General features: G+C 53.2%; 20 protein-coding genes. 9 read left to right on the forward strand and 11 right to left on the reverse strand.

Annotated elements, in window-relative coordinates:
* The first annotated feature begins 12 nt into the window (after window positions 1-12).
* Window positions 13-825 (forward strand): exodeoxyribonuclease III, encoded by an 813-nt coding sequence (xthA, locus tag LJ739_RS06410; protein ID WP_229158216.1) that lies wholly within the window; start codon window positions 13-15, stop codon window positions 823-825.
* Window positions 825-1490 carry an energy-coupling factor ABC transporter permease gene (locus LJ739_RS06415; RefSeq protein WP_229158217.1) on the forward strand — a complete coding sequence of 222 codons (666 nt, stop codon included), beginning with the start codon at window positions 825-827 and terminating at the stop codon, window positions 1488-1490. The genes xthA and LJ739_RS06415 overlap by 1 nt, the downstream gene beginning before the upstream one ends.
* On the opposite strand, the gene LJ739_RS06420 is transcribed toward LJ739_RS06415, so the two are convergent.
* The 3 genes from LJ739_RS06420 to LJ739_RS06430 all read right to left on the reverse strand — a co-directional run bounded on the left by LJ739_RS06420 (window position 1491) and on the right by LJ739_RS06430 (window position 3894).
* A complete protein-coding gene (locus LJ739_RS06420) occupies window positions 1491-1958 on the reverse strand; it encodes a nuclear transport factor 2 family protein (protein ID WP_229158219.1) in 468 nt (155 codons plus the stop codon).
* Window positions 1959-2003: 45 nt separating this feature from the next.
* Entirely contained in the window at window positions 2004-2561 is a 558-nt protein-coding gene (locus LJ739_RS06425; RefSeq protein WP_229158221.1) for a phosphoribosyltransferase, read from the reverse strand.
* 133 nt (window positions 2562-2694) lie between these two features.
* On the reverse strand, window positions 2695-3894 hold the full coding sequence (locus LJ739_RS06430) for a lipoprotein-releasing ABC transporter permease subunit (RefSeq protein WP_229158223.1): 1200 nt from the start codon (window positions 3892-3894) through the stop codon (window positions 2695-2697).
* A 158-nt stretch (window positions 3895-4052) separates the two neighbouring features.
* Between LJ739_RS06430 and LJ739_RS06435 the strand changes: the two genes are divergently transcribed.
* From LJ739_RS06435 to LJ739_RS06450, 4 genes are read left to right on the forward strand one after another with little or no spacing between them, the layout of a single operon-like run.
* Window positions 4053-4652: a PilZ domain-containing protein gene (locus tag LJ739_RS06435; RefSeq protein WP_229158225.1), complete on the forward strand. Its 600-nt coding sequence runs from the start codon at window positions 4053-4055 to the stop codon at window positions 4650-4652.
* Window positions 4652-8134, forward strand: a complete 3483-nt coding sequence (mfd, locus tag LJ739_RS06440; RefSeq protein WP_229158228.1) for a transcription-repair coupling factor — start codon at window positions 4652-4654, stop codon at window positions 8132-8134. Before LJ739_RS06435 ends, mfd begins: the two co-directional genes overlap by 1 nt.
* Entirely contained in the window at window positions 8131-9489 is a 1359-nt protein-coding gene (locus LJ739_RS06445; RefSeq protein WP_229158230.1) for a CsiV family protein, read from the forward strand. The genes mfd and LJ739_RS06445 overlap by 4 nt, the downstream gene beginning before the upstream one ends.
* Window positions 9486-10016 (forward strand): cob(I)yrinic acid a,c-diamide adenosyltransferase, encoded by a 531-nt coding sequence (locus LJ739_RS06450; protein ID WP_229158232.1) that lies wholly within the window; start codon window positions 9486-9488, stop codon window positions 10014-10016. The genes LJ739_RS06445 and LJ739_RS06450 overlap by 4 nt, the downstream gene beginning before the upstream one ends.
* Here LJ739_RS06450 and LJ739_RS06455 read toward each other — a convergent pair.
* The 3 genes from LJ739_RS06455 to yghU all read right to left on the reverse strand — a co-directional run bounded on the left by LJ739_RS06455 (window position 10013) and on the right by yghU (window position 13398).
* Window positions 10013-11413: an SLC13 family permease gene (locus LJ739_RS06455; RefSeq protein ID WP_229158234.1), complete on the reverse strand. Its 1401-nt coding sequence runs from the start codon at window positions 11411-11413 to the stop codon at window positions 10013-10015. The genes LJ739_RS06450 and LJ739_RS06455 overlap by 4 nt on opposite strands.
* Window positions 11414-11415: 2 nt before the next feature.
* Window positions 11416-12432 (reverse strand): beta-N-acetylhexosaminidase, encoded by a 1017-nt coding sequence (gene nagZ, locus LJ739_RS06460; protein ID WP_229158237.1) that lies wholly within the window; start codon window positions 12430-12432, stop codon window positions 11416-11418.
* Between the two features lie 126 nt (window positions 12433-12558).
* Entirely contained in the window at window positions 12559-13398 is an 840-nt protein-coding gene (gene yghU, locus LJ739_RS06465) for a glutathione-dependent disulfide-bond oxidoreductase (RefSeq protein WP_229158240.1), read from the reverse strand.
* Window positions 13399-13528: 130 nt separating this feature from the next.
* Between yghU and LJ739_RS06470 the strand changes: the two genes are divergently transcribed.
* Both LJ739_RS06470 and LJ739_RS06475 read left to right on the forward strand, forming a co-directional pair.
* A complete protein-coding gene (locus tag LJ739_RS06470) occupies window positions 13529-13927 on the forward strand; it encodes a DUF4345 domain-containing protein (protein ID WP_229158241.1) in 399 nt (132 codons plus the stop codon).
* A gap of 92 nt (window positions 13928-14019) precedes the next feature.
* Entirely contained in the window at window positions 14020-15465 is a 1446-nt protein-coding gene (locus tag LJ739_RS06475) for an MFS transporter (RefSeq protein ID WP_229158243.1), read from the forward strand.
* Here the strand turns inward: LJ739_RS06475 and LJ739_RS06480 are convergent.
* A complete protein-coding gene (locus LJ739_RS06480; protein ID WP_229158245.1) occupies window positions 15462-16025 on the reverse strand; it encodes a hypothetical protein in 564 nt (187 codons plus the stop codon). The two genes, LJ739_RS06475 and LJ739_RS06480, sit on opposite strands and share 4 nt — an antisense overlap.
* A 66-nt stretch (window positions 16026-16091) precedes the next feature.
* Between LJ739_RS06480 and LJ739_RS06485 the strand changes: the two genes are divergently transcribed.
* The gene (locus LJ739_RS06485) at window positions 16092-16775 is read left to right on the forward strand and encodes a CPBP family intramembrane glutamic endopeptidase (protein ID WP_229158247.1); all 684 of its coding nucleotides are present in this window, start codon (window positions 16092-16094) and stop codon (window positions 16773-16775) included.
* Window positions 16776-16832: 57 nt separating this feature from the next.
* Here the strand turns inward: LJ739_RS06485 and LJ739_RS06490 are convergent, their stop codons facing one another.
* The 4 genes from LJ739_RS06490 to LJ739_RS06505 all read right to left on the reverse strand — a co-directional run bounded on the left by LJ739_RS06490 (window position 16833) and on the right by LJ739_RS06505 (window position 22893).
* Window positions 16833-17129 (reverse strand): integration host factor subunit alpha, encoded by a 297-nt coding sequence (locus tag LJ739_RS06490; protein WP_229158250.1) that lies wholly within the window; start codon window positions 17127-17129, stop codon window positions 16833-16835.
* A 4-nt stretch (window positions 17130-17133) separates the two neighbouring features.
* Window positions 17134-19521 (reverse strand): phenylalanine--tRNA ligase subunit beta, encoded by a 2388-nt coding sequence (gene pheT / locus LJ739_RS06495; protein ID WP_229158252.1) that lies wholly within the window; start codon window positions 19519-19521, stop codon window positions 17134-17136.
* Window positions 19522-19614: 93 nt separating this feature from the next.
* A complete protein-coding gene (pheS, locus tag LJ739_RS06500) occupies window positions 19615-20595 on the reverse strand; it encodes a phenylalanine--tRNA ligase subunit alpha (RefSeq protein WP_229158254.1) in 981 nt (326 codons plus the stop codon).
* Window positions 20596-20817: 222 nt separating this feature from the next.
* Complete coding sequence (locus tag LJ739_RS06505; RefSeq protein ID WP_229158262.1) at window positions 20818-22893, reverse strand: TonB-dependent hemoglobin/transferrin/lactoferrin family receptor; 2076 nt, start codon at window positions 22891-22893, stop codon at window positions 20818-20820.
* Window positions 22894-22967: the final 74 nt, after the last annotated feature.

Genomic DNA, 22967 nt, shown 5'->3' on the forward strand with positions numbered 1-22967 from the left:
GTTGCCATTTTCATGAAGATTGTATCCTTTAATATCAACGGCATTCGTGCGCGATTACACCAGTTACAGGCCCTCATCGATAAACATTCTCCCGATGTGATCGGCCTCCAGGAAATCAAAGTTGATAATCCCCAATTTCCACTTGAGGCTGTGCAGGCCATGGGATATCACGTTTACTATCATGGCCAAAAAGGCCACTACGGGGTTGCCATGCTGTGTAAGCAGGAAGCTGAAGCGGTACAATACGGCTTCCCCACCGACGACGAGGATGCGCAACGACGGATGATCATGGTCACGGTGCGTGATGAGCACAACCGGCCTGTACGTATTCTTAATGGCTACTTCCCACAGGGTGAAAACCAAGCCCACGAAATCAAATATCCTGCCAAGCGCAAGTTCTACCAGGACTTAATGACCTATTTGCAGGAATTTCATACACCGGACGATGCCATTGTCGTCATGGGTGACATGAACATCAGTCATACGGACCTGGACATCGGTATTGGTGAGCCGAATCGCAAACGTTGGCTGCAGACCGGAAAATGCAGCTTCCTGCCAGAAGAACGGGACTGGCTGAATCGACTCATGGATTGGGGCTTTGATGACAGTTTTCGACAACTGTATCCCGACACGACCGATCGCTACAGTTGGTTTGACTACCGTTCCCGTGGCTTTGACGATAACCGTGGCTTACGCATCGACTTGATCCTGGCAACGCCATCATTGCAAAAGCAGTTAACCGAAGCAGGCATCGACTACGAATTGCGGGGGCTTGAAAAGCCATCTGATCACGCACCAATCTGGGCCACCTATAAGGACGCATGATGGCACACACTGAAACCGCCCTCTCAGTGATTCAAATCCTCGGCTGGCTTGGTTTCGGGCTGATGTGCATTACGCTGTGGCGACACTTGCCGATGGCCCGGTTGCGGGAAGATAAAAAGGTCCAGCATCTGGTGTTCGGCACCGCCGCATCAGTGTTCGTGTTGTGGTTGTTCCGGGCCGGCATTCATCCCGGCTTGGACGTGCACTTTTTATGGCTGACGGCGTTGACATTGATCCTGGGGCTACGATTTGCCTTACTCAGTGCCTTGATTGCGCTGTTTGGCGTTACCCTGATCGGAAAAGAATCGTGGGCAATGTTCGGCATCAACAGCCTGCTCGGTGTCGCCTTACCCATTCTGTGCAGCTACTTTGTGTACTCGCTGTCATTTCACAAGTTGCCGCGCCACCTGATGGTGTATGTGTTTGTGTGTGCCTTTTTGCCCGGTGCGTTGATGATGGCACTAAAGATGTTCGCGTTGGGCGGGTACTACTTTGTCGATGGCGCTTATCGCTGGCAGGTAATCGTTGATAACTACCTGCAACTCATTCCCCTGATGCTGTTCCCGGAAGGCATGCTGAACGGGATGACGATGACCCTTCTGATCATCTACAAACCCACCTGGGTCTACACGTTTTACGACAAATATTATTTGCAGGACAAGTAACTAGGGCGTCTGCTGTGACGGCGCTTTCACCGTGGCATGCCAGACAATGGCTTGCCAACGCTGATCTCGCCAGACAAAAGTGCCACTGTTGAGGTAATAGTGTTCAATCCCCGGCGTGGCGACATCGTCCGCGGTCAGGGTAAACGTCAGTGTGGCGTAACTGTCGTTATGCACGCGGATGTTAATCTCCTCAGCGCCGTACCAGGTGGTTACCGCCGACGGGGCCAATGTTGGCGCCTCATTGACGCCGTCCATCAATGTCCCTTTATCGAAACGCGTCCCCCGGGAACTGGTGTATACCAGTTCGTCAGCCCAGAACCGTCCATGTTGTACCGGATCATTACGGCTGGCGCCATCAAGAAACTGCAGTAGTTGCTGTTGCAGTTGCTGCGCACTCGGCTCAGCGGCAGCAGCGCCTGATGTCCACAATGACATCGCAGCGAACATTAAAGCTGGATACGGCTTCATGGGTCTCTCCCTGGTCAGTAGCGTCTGCGGCTGTGCGCATCTGTGTTACAGCAATAAATCCCTGACGTTAGCCAAATCAGTTTTACCCTGAATGATTTCATCTGGCGTCAACCCACTGATTTCATGCGGAAATACCAACCATTCGTCACTTTCGTGAATAAAGTAATCTGGCACGATGTCGGTTTTGTTATTGGCCGGCTTGTAATAAGGACAGGCAATACGAACATCATGCGGCATGTTGCGACGGGACAACTTTTTGATTTGCTTGATCAGCGCATCGACGCTGCGTCCGGAATCAAACACATCATCCACGATCAACAACCCATCATCGGCATTGGCGTTTTCGATCAGATAGTGCAAACCGTGTACTTTAATTTCTTTCGACTGTTTGTCGATACCGTAGTAAGACGACGTACGCACCGCAATATGGTCAGTATCAACCTTTTTATAATCAAAATATTCCTGCACCGCGATGCCGATGGGTGCGCCACCGCGCCAGATGCCGACAATGAAATGTGGCCGGAAACCACTATCAAACACTTTTGCGGCCAACCGGAAGGAGTCTTCCAACAGTTGTTGGGCGGTGATATACGTTTTTTCCATAGGAGGAAGCCTCTCGCTGACAGTAACTTAAAGCGTTACCCGAAACTGCAATAAAACGCCATTATAGACAATCGCTTAGTCAATGTGTCACGCAAATGTCAAAAACCCGCGTGATTGACGGATTATTGTGCAATCACTCGTATTTGAGGGCCACCGCAGGCTGAACGCGCAGGGCTCGGTATGCTGGGTAAAGGGTGGCCAAAAAACACATTGCCAATAACAGCAAAACCGCGACAACAATCTGTCCGGGCCGCACATCGATGGGTAAGCCCTGGCCATTGGCGGCCAGCATAATCGGCGCGTCAAGCAACGCCAGCAGTGGATTTAACTGCCAGACCAGCAGTATTCCACCGGCCAAACCAATCAGGGTCCCTTTGAGACCATTGTACAGACCGCTGTACAGGAAAATTCGCACAATGTCCGTCGCGGTCATACCCTGGGTGCGCAGAATAGCCACATCGCCCTGTTTTTCAGTCACCACCATGACCAGCGCTGACAACGTATTAAACACCGCAACCGCAATGATCAGCATCAACATCAGCGCCATCATGTTTTTTTCCATTTTTACCGCATCAAACAACGGCCCTTGTCGGGTTCTCCAACTGTGAACGGGTAAACTCAACTGTTGTGACACAGTCTGGTAGTCAAACGCATCATACAGTGTCACGCGGGTCTGGCTGAGGGCTTGCTCAGGCTGGCGCATCAGCCGGGCAAGATCCTGTCGATGTAGCATCACGACTTTGTCATCCAATTCCGAGCCCATGTCATACACACCAACAACCTTAAATATGCGTTGGCTTGGCACCCGACCAAAGGGGGTATACACACTGACACCGGCCATCAGACGGATGCCATCACCGGGACGCACGTTTAACGTCGAGGCGAGACGCCGACCAATCACGACACCGTATTCACCCGGCTGCAACTGCTGCAAAGACCCCATCAACATGTTGTCAGAGATGGTTTGGTACGTTGTTGTATCGCCGGGTTCGATGCCTTGAAGCATCACACCCTGTAAATTGCTCGGTGACTGCACTACGCCCTCGCCTTCAATCATCGGGCTTACCGCCGCCACACCGGGTAATTCAGCCAACTGCTCAGCCTGCTGCGCATCGGCATCGCGGGTATCGACCATCAGATGAGGCGTCAGTCCGAGCAAGCGGGTTTTCAATTGTGCTTCAAATCCATTCATCACCGATAGCACCGTGATCAGCGCCATCAGGCCAAGCGCAATGCCAGCAACGGAAAACAGATTAATAAAGGCAATGAACCCGTGGCCCCGTTGTGCTTTTGCATAACGCAGTCCGATAAACGCTGAGAGGGATGACATCATGATGAAACAACCTGTCCGATGGTTTGGCAGTGCCGGGAAGACTCTGTTTGCGCCATGGGCGCCAGAGTACGATTTAGGCTTACGATGATGGCATAATACGTGTAAGCTAATCGTCAAACAAGCGGCGCAGGCGCCGTGTAATCGCAAACGGAGACGTGATGGATCCCAACACACTGGCGCAAAAGCAGGCCCAATTCCATGCCTTTTTCACCATTGAGCACCCTATCGGTGTAAATATGAAACCGGTTGATGCGACTGCCGTTCCCAGTGAGGCGACCCTCACCGACCATATGCCTTATGCATTTCGGATCTCTGCAGAGATGAACGCGCTGGAAACCCAGGCACTGCGGCCGCTGCGCAATCTGGGCGAACATGCCAGTGAATTGGTCGCATTTTTAAATCACCAATCACGCAAGATTGACCTGATGATGACCTACATTCTGCAGCAGCAGGATGAACACGAGTATCGCCATCGGGCTGTGGCGTTTGGCGGCGGCGGGGTCATCATTGAAACCCAACACCCTGTCGAGGTTGGCCAGTGGGCCGAACTGAAACTGTTTTTGACGGAAGAAGCTGCAGCGGTGTTTGCCTACGGTGAAGTAATTGCTTGTGTTGAAGCACAGGACAAGTACCATATATCGCTGATTTTTGGCCGCATCCGTGAAGAAGATCAGGAACTGCTGGTGCGCGCCAGTTTGCATTTACAGACACAGCAATTGCGTGCCCGTTCTAAACAGCAACAACACGACTCTGAGTAATGACACCGACGATTTTTTCGCCCGCCTTGCCCCGTAAAGGCGGTGACATACTGCATTGGGGAAACCTCCACGGCGGCAGCCTTTCCCTGTCCATCGCCCAGGCGGCGTTGAAACATTCAGGCGCCACCTTGTTGGTCACTGCCGATACACCGACCGCGCTCAAGCTGGAAAAAGAACTGGTATTTTTCCTGCGTGACAGTCAATTGCCGGTCAAACTGATGCCCGACTGGGAAACCCTGCCCTATGACACGTTTTCGCCCCATCAGGACATTGTGTCACAGCGTATGGAAACCCTGTATCACCTGACCCAGAATCAACACAGCGTGTTTATCGTGCCGGTCAATACGTTGTTGTTACGCATGGCACCCACCGATTATCTCGGCCGCTATGTGTTGTTGCTCAATACCGGGCAGCGATTGAATCAGGACGACTTCCGGCGCCAGTTGGAGCGGGCTGGCTATCTGAATGTAAATCAGGTCATGGGACACGGCGAATTTTCCATTCGGGGATCGATCATCGATCTGTTCCCGATGGGCAGCCAGCATCCCTACCGACTGGATTTATTTGACGATGAGGTTGACTCAATCCGCGTGTTTGACCCTGACACTCAGCGCTCCGGGGATACGGTCAACGGCATCAGTCTGCTGCCGGCCCGGGAGTTTCCAACCGACAGTGATGGGGTAAAACGCTTTCGCGAACAGTTTCTGGATCGCTTTGATGCCAGCAACAGCAAAGACAGTCTCTATCACCAGGTCAATAAAGGTATCATGCCCGGCGGTATAGAATACTACCTACCACTGTTTTTTGAGCAAACCGCCACCCTGTTTGATTACCTGCCAGATAACACACTGGTCATGACCCATGGTGATCTTGCCCATGCTTGTGAGTTTTACTGGGCCGATCTGCAGGAGCGTTACGAGCAACACCGCTACAATCCTGAACGTCCATTAATGCCACCGGCGGAGATATTTCTGCGTTTTGAAGAGTTGTTCGGCGCACTCAAACAATGGCCACGTATCCACGTGCAGTACGCCACCGTCGATGACAAGGCCGGACACACCAATTTCCCCACCGAAGCCATCGGTGACATTGCCATTAAGCATCAGAACAAAGTCCCCTCCGCGGCCCTGCAGGCTCGGGTAAAAACATGGCAGGACAACGGCACCAAAGTGATGTTTGTCGCCGAATCGCAGGGGCGTCGCGAGTCCTTGCTGGAACTGCTGGCCAAAATTGGCGTTAAGCCTGCCCCAATGGATAGCCTCGACACCTTGCTTGGCCATCATGAAAATGTGGGTATTTCACTGGGACTTATCGAACACAGTTTTGTCCTCAATAACAGTGACGGCGCACTGGCCCTTATCACGGAAACCGAGCTGCTGGGGCACAAAATCAGCCAACGACGGTTACGAGAGAAACGCCAGGCAACCGATGAGAGTGCGGTGATCCGCAATCTTGCAGAGCTTACCCAGGGACAACCGGTGGTACACCTGGACCACGGTGTGGGTCGCTACCTCGGCCTACAAACCCTTGATGCCGGCGGTGTGACGACCGAATACCTGACCATTGAATACGCCAAAGACGCAAAATTGTATGTACCGGTTTCGTCGCTGCACCTGATCAGCCGCTATACCGGTGGTGATGTGGATCACGCACCGCTTCACAATCTCGGCACGGACGCCTGGAGCAAAGCCAAACAGAAAGCCGCCGAGAAGGTACGCGATGTGGCCGCGCAGTTGCTGGATGTTTATGCCCGACGAGCGGCGAAACCCGGCTTTGCCTATGACATTAATTGGTCTGACTACCAGTCTTTTTCTGACAGCTTCCCGTTTGAAGAAACGGCCGACCAGCAACAGGCCATCAACGCCGTTATCCAGGACATGGGCAGCCCCAGTGCCATGGACAGGCTGGTGTGTGGTGACGTGGGTTTTGGCAAAACCGAAGTGGCGATGCGGGCCGCATTTCTGGCCGCCAATCAAGGCAAGCAAGTGGCCATTCTGGTTCCCACCACGTTGTTGGCACAACAGCATTTTGAGAACTTTCGAGACCGCTTTGCCGATTGGCCGTTCAGACTTGAAGTCATGTCCCGTTTTGCCAGCGCCAAGGCGCAAAAACAGGTCGTCGAAGGACTGGCAAACGGTCAGGTGGACATCGTGGTCGGCACCCACAAATTGCTACAGGATGACATCGCATTCAAGGATCTCGGCCTGGTGATCATCGACGAAGAACATCGCTTCGGTGTGCGACAAAAAGAAAAATTTAAAGCGTTGCGGGCGGATGTCGACATCCTGACCCTGACCGCAACCCCTATTCCCCGCACACTGAACATGGCCCTTAGTGGTATGCGTGATCTGAGTATCATTGCCACGCCGCCAGCCAAACGACTGGCAATCAAGACCTTTGTGCGGCAACGGGATGAGGCCCTGATCCGCGAAGCCATCATGCGCGAAATTTTACGCGGCGGTCAGGTTTACTTCCTGCACAATGAGGTTGAATCGATTGAAAAGACCGCCCGCGAGCTGGCCGACATCGTACCGGAAGCCCGCATTGCCATCGGTCATGGCCAGATGCGAGAGCGGGAACTGGAACAGGTGATGAGCGATTTTTACCATCAACGCTTTAATGTGTTGGTGTGCTCGACCATTATCGAAACAGGCATCGACGTGCCCAGTGCCAACACCATCATCATGGACCGCGCAGACCATCTGGGTCTGGCACAGTTACACCAGTTACGTGGACGGGTTGGACGCTCCCATCACCAGGCATACGCATACCTGCTGACGCCACACCCCAAGCGTATGACCAAGGACGCCGCCAAACGGTTAGATGCGATTGCTTCGCTGGAAGATCTCGGTGCCGGATTCGCACTGGCCACCCATGATTTGGAAATTCGTGGTGCCGGTGAGTTGTTGGGTGACGATCAAAGCGGGCAAATCGCTACGGTTGGCTTCAGCTTATACATGGACATGCTGGAGCAAGCGGTCGAGGCCCTCAAGGCGGGTAAAGAGCCGAGTTTGGATCGTGCTTTGGCACTGCAGACCGAAATCGAGCTGCGCTTGCCGGCGTTGTTGCCGGAAGACTATATCCCGGACGTAAATACCCGCTTATCACTGTACAAGAAGCTGGCCAGCTGTAAGACCCTGGATGACATCGATGAATTACAGGTAGAATTGATCGATCGCTTCGGGTTATTGCCCGAACCGGCCAAAAACCTGATCAAGGTCACCCAAATCAAGGTCAAAGCCAAAACAGTGGGTATCCACAAGATCGACGGCCATGGTCAGGGCGGCGTGATTGAATTTGCCGAGGATACGCCGGTTGATCCCGGTTATATCATTCGCCTGATTCAATCCAAGCCCAATACGTTTAAATTAGACGGCTCTCAGCGGATACGGTTTAATAAAACCACGGACTCACCGCAAACCCGGCTTAGCTGGGTGAGTGAACTACTCGATGAATTTCAACAACAGGTACGTGCCGCATGATGCATAGGTTGTTTACCCCCATCCTCAAACGGCCAGCAAGCTGGGTTGCCGGCGCGCTATTGCTGTCCCCGTTTGTCAGTGTGCAGGCACAGCAAAAAGAATGGTGGTTTGATGTTGAGGTACTGGTGTTTGAACGCACCCTCAACCCGAATGACATTCAGGAGCAATTTCCCGACGCTGTTACGACCGTATCAGTGGACGGATTACGAGACCTGTTGAAGGATTACCTTGTTCCGGACATCCATCCGGTACTGCGGACACTACCGACCTGTGACAGCACCGAAGAAGCGCTGATCTGGCCCGCCATTTCACTTCCGGATCTGTGGCAACCTGCTCTTGACGAACCAAATGCGGATCTGCCATCCAATCGGGAACCTGACGAGGTAGTGGCCACCGATGCGCTGATAGAGCGGTTAAACACCACCGACGCAACAGGCCAGCACCGGGACGGCATCATCGTCGGCGGCCCTCAGGTTGCCATGTCGCTGGCGCAGTGGACGGAACAGGTCAGCCAGACGTATCCGAAGGCCAGTACGACAGATTCGTCACTGAGCGTCCCAACCTTGCGCGACAAGCTGGGTTGCCTTGAAGAGAATGAACGGTGGCAATGGCCCCCGCTCAACCCACAACCTTCGCCACTGACCGATGTGCCGTCTGTACCGACCGTGATCGATGGGTTGGAGTGGCCGCATCTGCGACGAGACAGTTTACTGTCGGCGACATCGTTAAATTTTGCCAAGTTACGCCGCGATATTGATCGTCGAAACGGCATGCGCAGCTTATTACACCTCGGCTGGCGACAAGAAGTACAATTTGGTCAACAAAATGCCACCACCTACCGTTTGTACGGTGGGATTAACTACGCCCAGCAATACGCGCCGGATGGTCAATCCAGAGCAGTTTTACTGTCACCCACCGACATTGAACCGACACAGGACAACCCATCATTGTCGGGACCTTCGCTGGTAGAACAAATCCGCCAGCAACTGCAATCCCCCTGGCTGACATTACAGCTACCGGCCAAACAACACACTGACAGCACTGAAGACCTGTCTCCTGTCGCGCCGCTGTGGCAGCTAGACGGCGCCTTTCAGGTCTTTTTACGCAACATTAATGGTGTGCCCTATCTGCACATTAACAGTGAAATGGATTACCGATTGCCAGTGTTTGAAGCGGATACCGACGCACTGTCGATCGCCCCGCCAACGCGCCTGAAAACCTTCCCGTTCCAGCAATTACGGCGCATCATCAGTACCCAGGTACACTATTTTGATCATCCGCTGTTTGGAATGGTGGTGCAGCTGCGTCGCTATACTCCCCCACCACTGGACGAAGAAATGGAGGATACCCAGTGAGCATATATACCCGTCAGGGGGACAGTGGCAAAACCCGGATTTACGCCAAAGACACGCGAGTGGTCAACAAGGACGACGATGTTCTTGAGTGTTATGGCAGTCTGGATGAACTGAATGCGCAAATAGGCCTTTTGCTTAGCTTGTGGGATCACGCTGTCGCTGATCAGGACGCACGCAGATTACTCGAAGATGCACAGCGCCACTTGTTTGCCATCGGCTTTGGCATTTCTGATCAGGCGACCGTGCCTGATAATGCAGTGGTAGCCCTGGAACAACACATCGACAAGCTCACAGAGGCTCTGCCAGCACAGCGTCAGTTCATTCTGCCTGGCGGAACAGTGATGGCGTCCCACTGCCATGTTTGCAGAACCGTCGCCCGTCGTGCGGAACGCCGATTGGTTGCGTTGATGGCACACTATGATGTCGCGCCAACCAGCCTGCATTACCTGAACCGACTGTCTGACTACCTGTTTGTTCTGGCACGCTTCGCCAACCATTGCGCTGGCATTGCGGATACGCCGGTTTAACGGGTCACCAACACCACCGCCGTCACCACCAGCGCAACCAGCACATTTAATACCGCCCCTTCCCTGGCCATGGTGCCGATGGAAAACTTGCCGCTGGCATAGATAATCGCATTCGGTGCGGTAGCCACCGGCAACATGAAGGCGCAACTAGCGCTGATCGCCGCAGGCATCATCAACAACGCTGGGTCAATACCTACCGCCATGCCTGCACTGGCCAGGATTGGCATTAACAAGGTCGCTGTCGCCGTGTTGGAGGTGATTTCCGTCAGGAATGTCACGCAAAGGCACAGCACAAGGATCAATACCGGAAGCGGCAGGTCCGCAAGACCACTCAACCAGACGCCCATTTGCTCACTTAACCCGGATGCCCCGAAAGCTTTGGCGATACAAATACCTCCGGCAAACAACAACAGCATTCCCCAGGGAATATCACCGGCGCTTTGCCAGTCTAACAACCGTGGCCGTTTAACGGGTTTTTCCTTATCTTCCTGCTGCTGTGGTGTCTCACCATTAGGGACTAAAAACATCAACACCACACCCGCCAGTGCAATAGTACTGTCACCCACCATTGGCATATCAAACCACTCGGTCCAATAGGGCCTGAACACCCATGCCAGGGCGATAAGCCCGAACACCATCAATACCCGCTTTTCAGGTGCACGCCATGCGCCGGGTTCAGGTAACGGTGGTGCTTGCAACGTGCCCAGACCGCGGGACAACCACAACGCCATGATTGGAATGGCCAGCAACACGATGGGCAGGCCAGTTTTCATCCAGGTCAGAAAACTGATTTCCTGGCCGACACTTTCACTGTATACACTCATGAAAATAATGTTCGGTGGCGTACCAATCGGTGTCCCCACACCGCCCAGACTTGCCGCATAAGCAATGCCCAGCAGAATAGCGGTATTAATACGCGGACAATTCAGGTGTGCCAGTACCGCCAACCCGATGGGCAGCAACATTAATGTGGTGGCCGTATTCGAGATCCACATGCTTAACAGTGCCGACGTCAGCATAAAGGCCAACACCAGTCGTTTGGCACTGCTGGCGCCGGTCAGGCGCATCATATACACCGCCAGACGCGTGTGGACGTTTGAACGTTCCAGTGCTTTTGACAGCATAAACGCCCCCATCAGCAACAGGATCACGTGGGAACCCAACGCAGAAGCGGCTTGTTGATGGGTCAGTACACCGGCCATTGGAAATGCCGCAAAAGGGATCAGAGACGTGGCAGGGATTGGCAATGCTTCACTGACCCACAACACCGCCGTAAACAGGGTTATCGCTACCGTCAGCGCAATAGCCTGGGACTGGCCCATCAGCATCAATCCAGCAGCCACCAGGACACTGGCCAGCAGCGCGAACACAACGGTTAAAACATTGGCCCGTGTCATGGTTATTGTTCAGCGGATTGTTGGTTAAAGGCGCTCAGTTGTTCGCAGGCAGCTTTGTGCGCATAACTGTTGGTCAAACCGGCAAAGTCGGTTTGCGAAGGTTGTTTGCGCAGCCGCAACAAACGATCACTGGCCTCAAACCCCTTGGGCAAGCCATCCATCACCTGCACCGCACCCGCCTGATCATTGCAAACCAGCACCATATCGCAGCCAGCATCGAGGGCGAGTTCGGCACGTTGTGCGTAGCCACCGACGTGAACGGCACCCTGCATGGACAAATCATCAGAGAATACCACGCCGTCGAAATCAAGACGCTTGCGCAGAATATCGCGGATCCACACCTTACTGAACCCGGCTGGCAGCTTATCCACAGCAGGGTAAACCACGTGCGCAGGCATTACCGCATCCAGCAACCCCTGTTGATGAATTTCAGCAAAAATGCGCATGTCATACTGGAAAATCTCGCCTTCACTGCGCTGGTCTACCGGTAACGCGAAATGGGAATCTTCCTTGACGTTGCCGTGACCGGGGAAATGCTTGCCGGTCGCTTTCATGCCGGCTTTATGCATACCTTTAATAAACTGGCTTGCCAGTTGGACAATCACTTCCGGCTGCTGATGGAAACTGCGATCGCCAATCACATCGCTGACGCCATGAATGTCCAGCACCGGTGCAAAACTGATATCGATATCAAATGCCAACAATTCTGCGGCCATCAGCCAACCAAAGGTTGATGCATACTGTGAGGCAACATCCAGATCGCCGGCAGCCCGGCTATACAAGCTGCCCATCGCAGGAATGGCGCTGAAGCCTTCCCTGAAGCGTTGCACCCGCCCACCTTCATGATCCACCGCAATCAACACATCGTTGCGACTCGCTTCACGGATACTGCGCACCAGTTCGCGCAACTGCTGCTGATCATGATAGTTTCGGGTAAATAAGATGATCCCTCCAACCGAAGGGTGATCAAGCATGTCCTTTTCGTCAGCGCTCAATAGCTCAGCTGACACGTCCATCATTAGTGGGCCCATACATCCACGCAGTTATTGTTTTTGTTAGGGCGCCACTATACGACATGGGGACCACAGGGCGCAACACAGAGTCCCTTACAGTCGATCTGCGCAGCCTACCGGGCGATTCAGGCCTCAATCCAGGTCGGACGCTGAGTGGCGCTCATGGACCTGCAGTGCTTCTTCTCCCCAGGTACGGTTAACCCGACAGCCCCGTTGAACCGCGGGCCGTTCATCAATGGTCAACGCCCAGCGTTTAACATGGCGATAATCGTCCACCTGCAAAAAGGTCGCGGCATCATACAGCCGCCCCAACACCAGCGCCCCATACCAGGGCCAGATGGCAATATCGGCAATGGAGTATTCACTGCCCGCCATAAAGTCATTGTCGGCAAGGTGATTATCCAGCACCGACAATTGGCGTTTCACTTCCATGGTGAACCGATCAATCGGGTACTGCATCGGGTATGGCGCATAGTTGTAAAAGTGGCCGAATCCACCACCCAGGTAGGGCGCTGCACCCATCTGCCAAAACAACCAGTTCATGCATTCGGTCCTGCCCGTGGTATCGGATGGTATCAGTGCTTTACACTTCTCAGCCAGGTACAACAGGATCGCTCCAGATTCAAACACCCGGGTTGGTGGTGTGGTACTGTGATCCATCAACGCCGGTATTTTACTGTTCGGATTGGCCGCCACAAAACCACTGGAGAATTGCTCACTGTCGGCAATTTTGATCAGCCAGGCGTCATATTCTGCTTGCTGAAAACCTCTGGCGAGTAGCTCTTCGAGCATAATGGTCACTTTCTGCCCGTTGGGGGTAGCCAGTGAATAGAGCTGCAAAGGGTGCTTGCCAACCGGCAGGTCCCCGTCGTAACGGGCTCCGGCCGTAGGTCGGTTTATCCCTGCCCATTCCCCACCATTACCGGGTTCCCATTGCCAGACGTGTGCTGGCGTGTAAGTATCCTGTGACATGCGAGTTCCTGTTGTTTAACGTATCGATCATCAGACCGTCAGGTCCTTGTTGGTTATTCAGTTCCTTTCGCGCTAGCTTATATCAGCTTTTCCCCGTGCAGGGCGTGTTGTGTTCATCTATGCTAAGACCATGAACTGGTTACGACAACCCACCTCTTCGCTACTGCGCTGGTATGCGGTGTTTATTGCCGCGGCAGGACTGTTTTACGGTGCAATTCCACAATTTACCGTACAACTGTTTGCCGCCACCGACGTCCACCCCGACAGTCTGCATGTGTTCAGGGCCATCATGGGGCTTTACCTCGGCATCGCCCTTTTCCTGTTGCTGTGCTCGCGACACCACCGACATCATCGCCCAGGATTGCTGTGTGTGGTGCTGTTTATGTGGGGTCTGGCGGCTGGTCGCCTGCTGAGCATCATGATTGACCCGACCTGGCCGGTGTTCGCGCCTGTTGCTGCAACCATTGAAACGCTGCTCGGTCTTTACGCGCTGTTAATGGCACTGGCCTCCGACCGCAACACCGATTGATTCACTGCATACGTATGCATGCGCCATTCGGGTTACAAGCCTGTTAATCGTTTGTATGATTCGCCAACATTTTTCCTGTTTGCCGGTGTTTCATGCTGCCCTTTCAACGCCAACTGAGCCGCGGTTTTTACTGCACATTGAGTCTGCCATCCAGCGCTATGGGGCTGGCACTGTCCATTCAAATTGCCGCGTTGAGCTGGCTGCTGACGACCCAGTATGGACTGGATATTCACGATGTAGGCTGGGTATGGGCGGCAGGCCCTTTGGCCGGTATCGTCGGCCAGGTACTGATTGGGATCGTCAGCGACAATGTATGGCTATGGCACGGCAGGCGCCGGCCTTTTATCATTCTCGGCGGCATCGCTGCAGCCTTAAGTCTGCTGGCGCTACCGAATATCGACGTGATCAGCGCTTCGCTGGGGATCAACGGTTTTCTGGGTGTGGCGATCACCGTCGCCATTTTGCTCGATTTATCCATCAATATCAGTTTTAACCCTACCCGCTCGATCATCGCCGATGTCACACCGCCAACCCACGAAAGAACCCGGGCCTACACCTGGATGCAAACGGTCTCCGGCAGCTTCGCGGTGCTGGCCTATTTTATTGGCAGTTTCTGGGACAACTATGTCCTGATCTATCTGGGTGTCATACTGGTGCTGTTAATGTCGGTTATCCCACCGTTGTTGATCACCGAACCCCGCACCCTTTCTTCGCCCCGACAGCAGGACACAGTTCCGGCTTTCGGTGGCCTTGAAGGACTGATGATGATCCAGCCTCTATGGGGCTTTCTGCTCTATTCTGTTTACGCGATTGGTGCACGACTGCTGGGTTGGCAAGCAGATCACTACTGGATAGAAGGCCTGTGTCTGTTATTGACCATCGTGTTGATCATTCGCGCCCTGGTGCAACCGGAACAAATCCGTGCAGATGGAACCAACGTCAACGGGTTTAAAAAGGTCCTGGCAGCCCATGGTTTTACCTGGCTGGGTGTGCAATCGATGTTCGTGTACATGATTGCGTTTGTGAAATTTAACTTACCTGAGTTGGACGCGGTACAAACCGGTCAGGTCATGTCAATGAGCTTTTTGGTACTGACAGTGGTTTCTGCAGTGTTGCCGGTCATGCTACTTGAGCCGATGGCGAGACGGTTTGGACGGGTGAAGGTGCACACCGCGTGCATATTTTCTATGGCACTGGGCTATGGGCTACTTGCCATACTGGGCAACAGTAATATAGCCATCTACCTGTTAATGGGATTGCTCGGCGTAGGTTGGGCGGCAACGATTTCGCTACCGTTTGCCATCATGTCTCAGCGGGTCGCAGCGCACAAAATGGGTTTATTTATGGGGCTGTTCAACCTGTCGGTGGTATTGCCTCAACTGGTCGCCAGTGTCGGCATCGGCAAGATCATCCATCAGGTGCACGATAAACGCGTACTGTTCTGGTTGTGTGCAGGTGCGCTATTGTTGTCGGCGCTGGCCTGGTTGCGGGTCAATGAGCAACCCGCAACCAATGACCAGGCGCCGCGCGCCAGCTAACCTTGAGGTTGTTGTTCGTTGGCCCGTGCCAGCCATTGTGAACGCGCTTGCTCAAGATAGGGTTGAATGGGCTCACCTTGGGCCAGTGTCTCGGCAATGTGACGAATGTCGTTGTCACGTTGTTCGATAAGCTGCTCAGCTCTGGCGATCAGATCGGCGGCTTCCGGGAATTGCTCAGCCAACGACCCCAAATCCTGCAAGTTGTAGTACCGCTCCTCAAAAGCCGCCAGAAAATGCTGACGGCGGGCGCGGAATTGCATAAATTCACGCCCCTGCTCTCCAGACAACAAATCAATCTGTGTTTGGTCCAGGCCGGCCGCCCTTGCAATCTCCAGCGCTTTATCCTGTAAAGCACTAATCGCCTGGGTATCCTGTTGCATGACAGCAGCAAGCATCCGTTGTTCAAATTCCGGGTTGTCCAGTATATCAACGTAGCTGATAGCTGCCGCTGCTGGGGTTTGTTCCTGCTCTTCTGCAGGCTTCTGATCATGCAACCACCCCGCCAGACCTGTGGCTCCCAGTATTGCGCAAACCACCAATATGCGGCCGTTTTGTGTCATCTAACTTCTCCTTCATTGACCTCAAGGTGCCTTACACTTGTGGCGTGACAAAACGATGAACTTTCCATGAAACATTCTACTATTAATACCATGATCGCCGAAACCCTACCGATACCCCACCACCGACGCTGGCTGGAATTAGTTGGCCTGTTTATTGTGACTCCCATTGCCATGGTGGTGTGGGTTGATCAACTGCAAGGTTGGCTGATGCCCGTGCTGGTCACCGTCGGTATGGTCTGCTTTTGGCTGCTGTGGTCGGACACAACGTTCAAGCGCTTCAGGTTGTGGCGCACAGAGGCATTAGGTCATGACCTGCGGCGGATGCTGTGGCTGTTTGTTCCCGGCGCTGCGGTTCTCATGATCGGATGTTTATGGCTGACACCGGAACTTTTTCTCAGCCTGCCGACGCAACACACCACCTTCTGGTTGATGACACTGCTGCTCTATCCAATCATTTCCGTGTTGCCACAGGAAATCATTTTCCGAACCTACTTTTTTCACCGATACAAGCACATCTTGCCGGATAAACGACTACGACTGCTGATAAGTACCCTCAGCTTTGCCTTGGTACACGGTGTGTACGGCAACAGTGTTGCCATGCTGTTAAGTCTGTTGGGGGGAGTACTGTTTGGCTACCGCTACCTGCAAACCCGCTCAACCCTGATGGTGGTCATCGAGCACAGTGTGTGGGGCTCCTTTCTGTTTACCGTCGGTTTCGGGGTTTACCTGCTCAGTCAGTCTCCGGTATAAAAAAACGCACCCGAAGGTGCGTCTTTTATTCAATGAGTAGATGAACCTACAACGCAATTACGCCGAAGGCTTGGTGTTCTCGACCCGGCTTTTGAGTTTCTGCCCAGGGCGAAATGTCACCACGCGACGCGCTTTGATCGGAATGTCTTCACCGGTTTTAGGGTTACGACCCGGGCGTTCATTTTTCTGCCGCAGGTCAAAATTACCAAAACCCGACAGTTTTACCTGCTCGCCTTGCTCAAGGGCTTCACGCACTTCCTCAAAAAACGCCTCGACCAATTCCTTAGCGTCGCGTTTGTTCATACCCAGCTTTTCGAATAGATGTTCTGCCATGTCGGCTTTGGTTAACGCCATACCGTCAATCCCTCAATGTTGCCCCAAATTGACTGCTCAACTGGGCCAGAATGCCATCGACTACAGCCTGAATTTCATGTTCTTCAAGCGTTCTCGTTGTGTCCTGCAATGTCAGCGAAATTGCCAGGCTCTTGTCACCGTCCGCAATTCCCTTCCCTTGGTATACATCGAACAAGTTTAGGCCAACTAGTTGATTTCCGCCAAATTTTTCAATGCATGATAAAACATCGCCAACACTGACATCTTCCTTCACAACGATGGCAATGTCACGTCGATTGGACGGAAATTTTGAAATTTCTGCCGCTTGAGGCAGCTTTTTCAGGCCCAAACCGGCCAATTCCAGCTCAAACACGAACACTTTGCCGGTTAAGCCCAACGGTTTGGCGTGTTGTGGGTGAACCGCACCAACATAGCCCACCAGACGTTCGCCGTTGTAGATCGCAGCGGTTTGTCCCGGGTGTAGCGCATCATGCTCAGCAGCAACAAAATGGAATCGAGCGCTGTCAGCGGTCGCGGCCAAAATCGCCTGTACATCACCTTTGGCATCGAAAAAATCAACACTGACATCATCGCCATCCCAGTGCTCCGGGCTACGCAGACCGGTGATAACACCACCTATAACCGGCTCCTGACGCACGCCCATGGGCGCATCGGCATCAGGAAGGAAACGCAAGCCGGTTTCAAACAGGCGGACCCGACCTTGTTGACGTTTCTGGTTGTAGGATACCGATTGCAATAAGCCTGGCCAAACGCTCAGACGCATCACTGACATGTCGGACGAAATCGGGTGCGGCAGAACCATACCTTCCCGTCCGGGGAACAGACAGGCTTGCGCTTTCGGATCAACAAATGAATAGGTAATGGCTTCCTGATAATCGCGATCAACCAACACCTGCTTCAGGGCATCAACCGGCAACGCCTGTTCCTGATGGGTGGTCATTTTTAACCGTGCGGTCGGCGCCACTTCCGGAATATTATTGTAGCCATATACCCGCGCCACTTCTTCGATCAAATCCTCTTCGATGGCCAGATCGAAACGATAGGCTGGAATGGTGGTATGCCATTCTTCACCGTTCGCCTCAACACTCAAGCCCAGGCGGCGCAGAATATCGGTGACTGTATCGGGCGCAATGCCCAGACCCAACAAGCGCTGCAGGCGACTGTTACGCAGCACCACCTGGCGAGTCGCGGGAATGTGGCTTTCATCGACGGCCTCTACAATGGGGCCGGCTTCGCCACCAACGATATCCAGCAGCAGTTGTGTTGCCCGCTCCATCGCAGTACGTTGCAATTGGGGATCCACGCCACGCTCATAGCGGTGAGACGCATCGGTATGCAGACCGTATTGGCGCGCCTTACCACGGATCGCATCAGGGGCAAAAAATGCACTTTCCAGGAAAATATGCTGACTGTTTTCAGTGACACCGGATTCCAGTCCGCCGAAGATACCGGCCATGGCCAGCGCTTTGTTCTGATCAGCGATGAGCAATGTATTGTCCTGCAAGGTCACCGTTTCGCCGTCCAACAGGGTCAGCTTCTCACCCTGCTCGGCCATGCGTACCACCACATCGCCATCCAGCTTATCAAGATCAAATGCATGCATGGGATGACCCAGCTCCAACAGCACATAGTTAGTCACGTCAACGACCGGATCGATGCTGCGGACGCCTGCCCGGCGCAGTTTTTCCTGCATCCATAATGGCGACGTACGGCTTGGATTGATATTGCGGATAACCCGGCCCAGATAGCGAGGACAGGCATCAGGCGCCTGCAACGTAATGTTGCGGGTCTCATCGATGACCGGGGCAACCGGGTCAATGGTTGGTTCACACACTTCAAGCTGATTCAACACACCCACTTCTCGTGCAAGCCCACGCATGCCAAGGCAATCGGCGCGATTGGGGGTTAAATCCACTTCGATGGTGACATCGTCCAGCCCCAGGTATTCACGCAGGTCGGTACCTACCGGTGCATCAGCAGGCAACTCCATAATGCCGTCATGATCATCAGAAATACCCAACTCTGAAAAACTGCACAGCATGCCGAACGACGGCTGACCACGCAGTTTGGCTTTCTTGATTTTGAAATCGCCGGGCAATACGGCTCCCACCGTTGCAACAGCCACTTTAAGCCCCTGACGGCAATTCGGAGCGCCGCACACAATATCGAGCAACTCATCACCGCCAACAGACACTTTGGTGACCTGCAGCTTGTCGGCATCGGGGTGCTGACCGCACTCGACCACTTCGCCGACCAATACGCCACTGAACTCACCTGCAACCGGCTCGATGCCGTCAACCTCAAGACCGGCCATGCTCAGTTGCTCAGCCAGAGCCTGGCTGTCTATTGCAGGGTTAACCCACTCTCTTAACCACTTTTCACTGAATTTCATTGTTACGTAGATTCCGTTTTTAAGGCAGGTATGTTGCCGATACCCACCCAGGGACAGTGCCCTGAATTAATCGATAGTCGCTGCAGAAATCGCTTATTTGAACTGTTTCAAAAAGCGCAGATCGTTTTCAAAAAAGGCGCGTAAATCGTTCACGCCATAGCGAACCATGGTCAATCGCTCAACACCGATGCCAAAGGCAAAGCCGGTGTATTCCTCAGGGTCAATGTTTACCGCACGCAATACATTTGGATGGACCATGCCACAACCCAATACTTCCAACCAGGAACCGTCTTTCTGCATCACATCCACTTCAGCGGAAGGTTCCGTGAACGGGAAGTACGACGGACGGAAACGCACGGTCAATTCTTCTTCGAAGAAGTTGTTCAGGAAATCGTGCAGGATCCCTTTCAGCTCGGTGAAGGACACGTTTTTGTCAACCATCAGGCCTTCAACCTGGTGAAACATCGGCGTGTGGGTCTGATCATAGTCGTTACGGTATACACGTCCGGGGGAAATGATCCGCAGTGGCGGCTGTTCCACTTCCATGGTGCGAATTTGTACACCAGAGGTCTGGGTACGCAACATCACGTCGGGGTTAAAATAAAAGGTGTCGTGATCGGCCCGAGCCGGATGATTGTCGGGGATATTCAGCGCATCGAAATTATGGAAACCATCTTCCACTTCAGGTCCGGTTTTGGTTTCAAAACCCAACTCGGTGAAAAAGCTTTCAATGCGCTTAATGGTGCGGCTTACCGGGTGCAGCCCCCCCAAAGACAGTCCTCTGCCCGGCAACGTCACATCAATCTTCTCAGCCGCCAGTTTGGCATTCAATTCTTCACTGCGTAACGCATCTCCGCGGGCCTGGATCAGGGCCTGGATCTGTTGCTTGGCCTGATTGATTTTCTGTCCAGCAGCCGGGCGCTCTTCTGCAGAGAGTTTACCCAGCCCCTTGAGCAAGTCCGTTAGCTTGCCTTTTTTGCCCATGAATTCAACGCGCACGGCGTCGAGGGTGTTGCCGTCCTGCGCTTGATTGATTTGCGCTTGCGCCTGATTGATGATGGCATCAAGATCCATAGTGTCCCCAATATTGGATTAGGTCGGTGATTGGTCTTTGAGCGACCATCCCCTGAAAAAGTTAATCAAAAAAATCGACCGGCCATTCTACACAAAGTCGCACACTTTGGAAACGCGCAAAACCGCCCGATACGGCGGCAAATTCATCAATACGACGGATGAGAAAAACGCAAAGCGCCCCGAAAAAGGGGCGCTTTTTAGTGTCACGGTGTGGTCACTGGGTCAGAAGGTGTATCTGACACGAGCTGACACATTACGACCAGGTTGGGTATATTGCTCTAACGCCGTACCTTGTGCCTGACCAGCAATCCGCTCGTAAGGCACATATTCCTTGTCGAGCAGATTGTCGATCCCAAACGTCAGTTGCCAATCCTCGGTGCGATAGCTGGCAAAAACGTCCAGCACACCCCAGCCATGGCTTTTGATCAGGGCGTTGCCAGAACTATCGTCAGGCACATCGTTCATCGCTCTGGCAAAACGCAACGCACCTGTAAGTTGCCATTGTTGCCACTGTTGACTGAGCAGCACACTGCCCTGTAGCGGACTGATACTGGTCAGCGGTTGGTCTGTGTCGTTGTTTTCGCCGTCGCTGTACGCAAGATTCATCGTCACGGTCAGGTCTTGGCCAAGCCACCATTGACTCGACAACTCAACACCGTTAATGCGTGTCTGTGCAATGTTCTGGTACTGATAAATTAATGTATTAACGCCGGGAATATAGGTCGGTTCGGTACCCACCAAAGCAGTTTCAATAAAATTATCAAATTTGCTGTAGTAGGCTGCAACTTTCCAATGCACATCATCTCCGTACCATTGCACACCGGCTTCGACGGTTTCACTTTCCTCCGCATTCAGCGCCGGATTAGGCAGGATGCGATAAAACGGTTCAACGCCATGACTCTGATAGGCTTGGTCGTGGGGAGGAATTTTAAACCCTTGAACATACTGGATATAGGCCGACAACTGAGGATTAACGGTATAACGCACGGCCAGTTTGGGTGAAAAGGCCGTTTCGCGAATGTCCTGCATGGCAGCATTGTCGTACAAAGGGTCGTTAATGGCGTTCAGGGCATAATGATCCAAGCGTCCACCTAACACCCAACGCCATTGGCCCATGTTGATGGTATCCTGCAAAAATACCCCGGCCATGGTGGTATCAGCGCCGGGGAATGCTGCTTGGCGCTGACGTTCAAACACCAGGTTGCCCTCAGCATCCCGTTGGGTCTTCCAGCGGGGACGTCGTGTCTCATACACATCCAGGTCCAGGCCATACACCAAAGCATGAGACATCTGTTGTTGCTCGATATCCAGATTAAATACTCCCCTAAAACCAACAATGTCCTGCTCGAAGCGATAGTCATTGAAGTCCGTTGCACCGCCACTGGCGGCGCGTATCTGGTTGCTGTCCTGGGTATAGCGACTCACATACAGTTGCCCTTGCCAACCGTCCCACAACATCGCCGGTGCCGTTGAAGCATAGTCCAGACTCAAAGCGCTGCTAACGTCCTCATCATCGGTTTGGTTAGCGCCTGCTTCCAATACCTGCTCATTGGACTGAGTATAGTGATCCAACGTCACTTTGACGCTACGGTGTTTATCCAGCGAATAAGTCCCTTTGAGCAAAACACTGTCGGATCGCGCATCATAGTCAGGCAGGGTTTGAGAATAGTTCTGTGCAGCAGCGCTTTCCCGATGGGTTAATACCGCACTCAATTGCCAGTCATCCAATCTTACAGCGCCGGTAAGGTTAGCGTGACGCTGATTGTCCTGTCCGTCATAGCCCAACGACACCGCGCTGTGATGATCTTTATTGGTCAGGTAGTCAGCGGGATCTTTGGTGGTTACAACCACAATCCCACCGATACCATCGGAGCCATACAAAGATGATGCCGCCCCTTTGGCCACCTCAACCTGCTGTATGCCGTCGGTATCAAAGTAGCCCCGTCCGACCAGATAACCCCCACCTCCGGCATAGCCATCATTGCTGCGACGTCCATCTTTGATGTACACCAACCGGTTTCCACCGATGCCACGCACGGTCAGCGTTTGCGGTGACAAACCTGCGCCGGTTGAAGTTATGCTGGGGTCATAGCGAAACAACGACTGCAAATCATTGGCCATTTGATGCTCGATGGTGGAATCGTCGATTACCGAAACGCTGCCGACCACATCTTCTAACGGCTGGTCAATGCGTGCACCGGACACGACAAGGGTTTCACCGTCAAAATCATCCGCATGTGCACCACTGCACACCAATGCGACCGCTAACGCTACACCACCACGGTGAGTAAATTTCATGCAAGCTCCTAGTTGAGAATTATTATCATTTGCGTATTTCAGTGTAACCAGACCGAGTGAAAATGATCAAGTGA

The organism is Fluctibacter halophilus, assembly GCF_020687825.1.
Lineage (GTDB): Bacteria > Pseudomonadota > Gammaproteobacteria > Enterobacterales > Alteromonadaceae > Fluctibacter > Fluctibacter halophilus.

Bases quoted from the DNA above. Each gene is read 5' to 3' on its own strand.
- xthA (WP_229158216.1), top strand. From the start codon at position 13: ATGAAGATTGTATCCTTTAATATCAACGGCATTCGTGCGCGATTACAC.
- LJ739_RS06490 (WP_229158250.1), bottom strand. From the start codon at position 17,129: ATGGCGTTAACCAAAGCCGACATGGCAGAACATCTATTCGAAAAGCTG.
- LJ739_RS06445 (WP_229158230.1), top strand. From the start codon at position 8,131: ATGATGCATAGGTTGTTTACCCCCATCCTCAAACGGCCAGCAAGCTGG.
- LJ739_RS06430 (WP_229158223.1), bottom strand. From the start codon at position 3,894: ATGATGTCATCCCTCTCAGCGTTTATCGGACTGCGTTATGCAAAAGCA.
- LJ739_RS06505 (WP_229158262.1), bottom strand. From the start codon at position 22,893: ATGAAATTTACTCACCGTGGTGGTGTAGCGTTAGCGGTCGCATTGGTG.
- LJ739_RS06485 (WP_229158247.1), top strand. From the start codon at position 16,092: ATGAAACATTCTACTATTAATACCATGATCGCCGAAACCCTACCGATA.
- LJ739_RS06470 (WP_229158241.1), top strand. From the start codon at position 13,529: ATGAACTGGTTACGACAACCCACCTCTTCGCTACTGCGCTGGTATGCG.
- yghU (WP_229158240.1), bottom strand. From the start codon at position 13,398: ATGTCACAGGATACTTACACGCCAGCACACGTCTGGCAATGGGAACCC.
- LJ739_RS06455 (WP_229158234.1), bottom strand. From the start codon at position 11,413: ATGACACGGGCCAATGTTTTAACCGTTGTGTTCGCGCTGCTGGCCAGT.
- LJ739_RS06435 (WP_229158225.1), top strand. From the start codon at position 4,053: ATGGATCCCAACACACTGGCGCAAAAGCAGGCCCAATTCCATGCCTTT.
- mfd (WP_229158228.1), top strand. From the start codon at position 4,652: ATGACACCGACGATTTTTTCGCCCGCCTTGCCCCGTAAAGGCGGTGAC.
- LJ739_RS06420 (WP_229158219.1), bottom strand. From the start codon at position 1,958: ATGAAGCCGTATCCAGCTTTAATGTTCGCTGCGATGTCATTGTGGACA.
- LJ739_RS06425 (WP_229158221.1), bottom strand. From the start codon at position 2,561: ATGGAAAAAACGTATATCACCGCCCAACAACTGTTGGAAGACTCCTTC.
- LJ739_RS06480 (WP_229158245.1), bottom strand. From the start codon at position 16,025: ATGACACAAAACGGCCGCATATTGGTGGTTTGCGCAATACTGGGAGCC.
- LJ739_RS06475 (WP_229158243.1), top strand. From the start codon at position 14,020: ATGCTGCCCTTTCAACGCCAACTGAGCCGCGGTTTTTACTGCACATTG.
- pheT (WP_229158252.1), bottom strand. From the start codon at position 19,521: ATGAAATTCAGTGAAAAGTGGTTAAGAGAGTGGGTTAACCCTGCAATA.
- nagZ (WP_229158237.1), bottom strand. From the start codon at position 12,432: ATGATGGACGTGTCAGCTGAGCTATTGAGCGCTGACGAAAAGGACATG.
- pheS (WP_229158254.1), bottom strand. From the start codon at position 20,595: ATGGATCTTGATGCCATCATCAATCAGGCGCAAGCGCAAATCAATCAA.
- LJ739_RS06415 (WP_229158217.1), top strand. From the start codon at position 825: ATGGCACACACTGAAACCGCCCTCTCAGTGATTCAAATCCTCGGCTGG.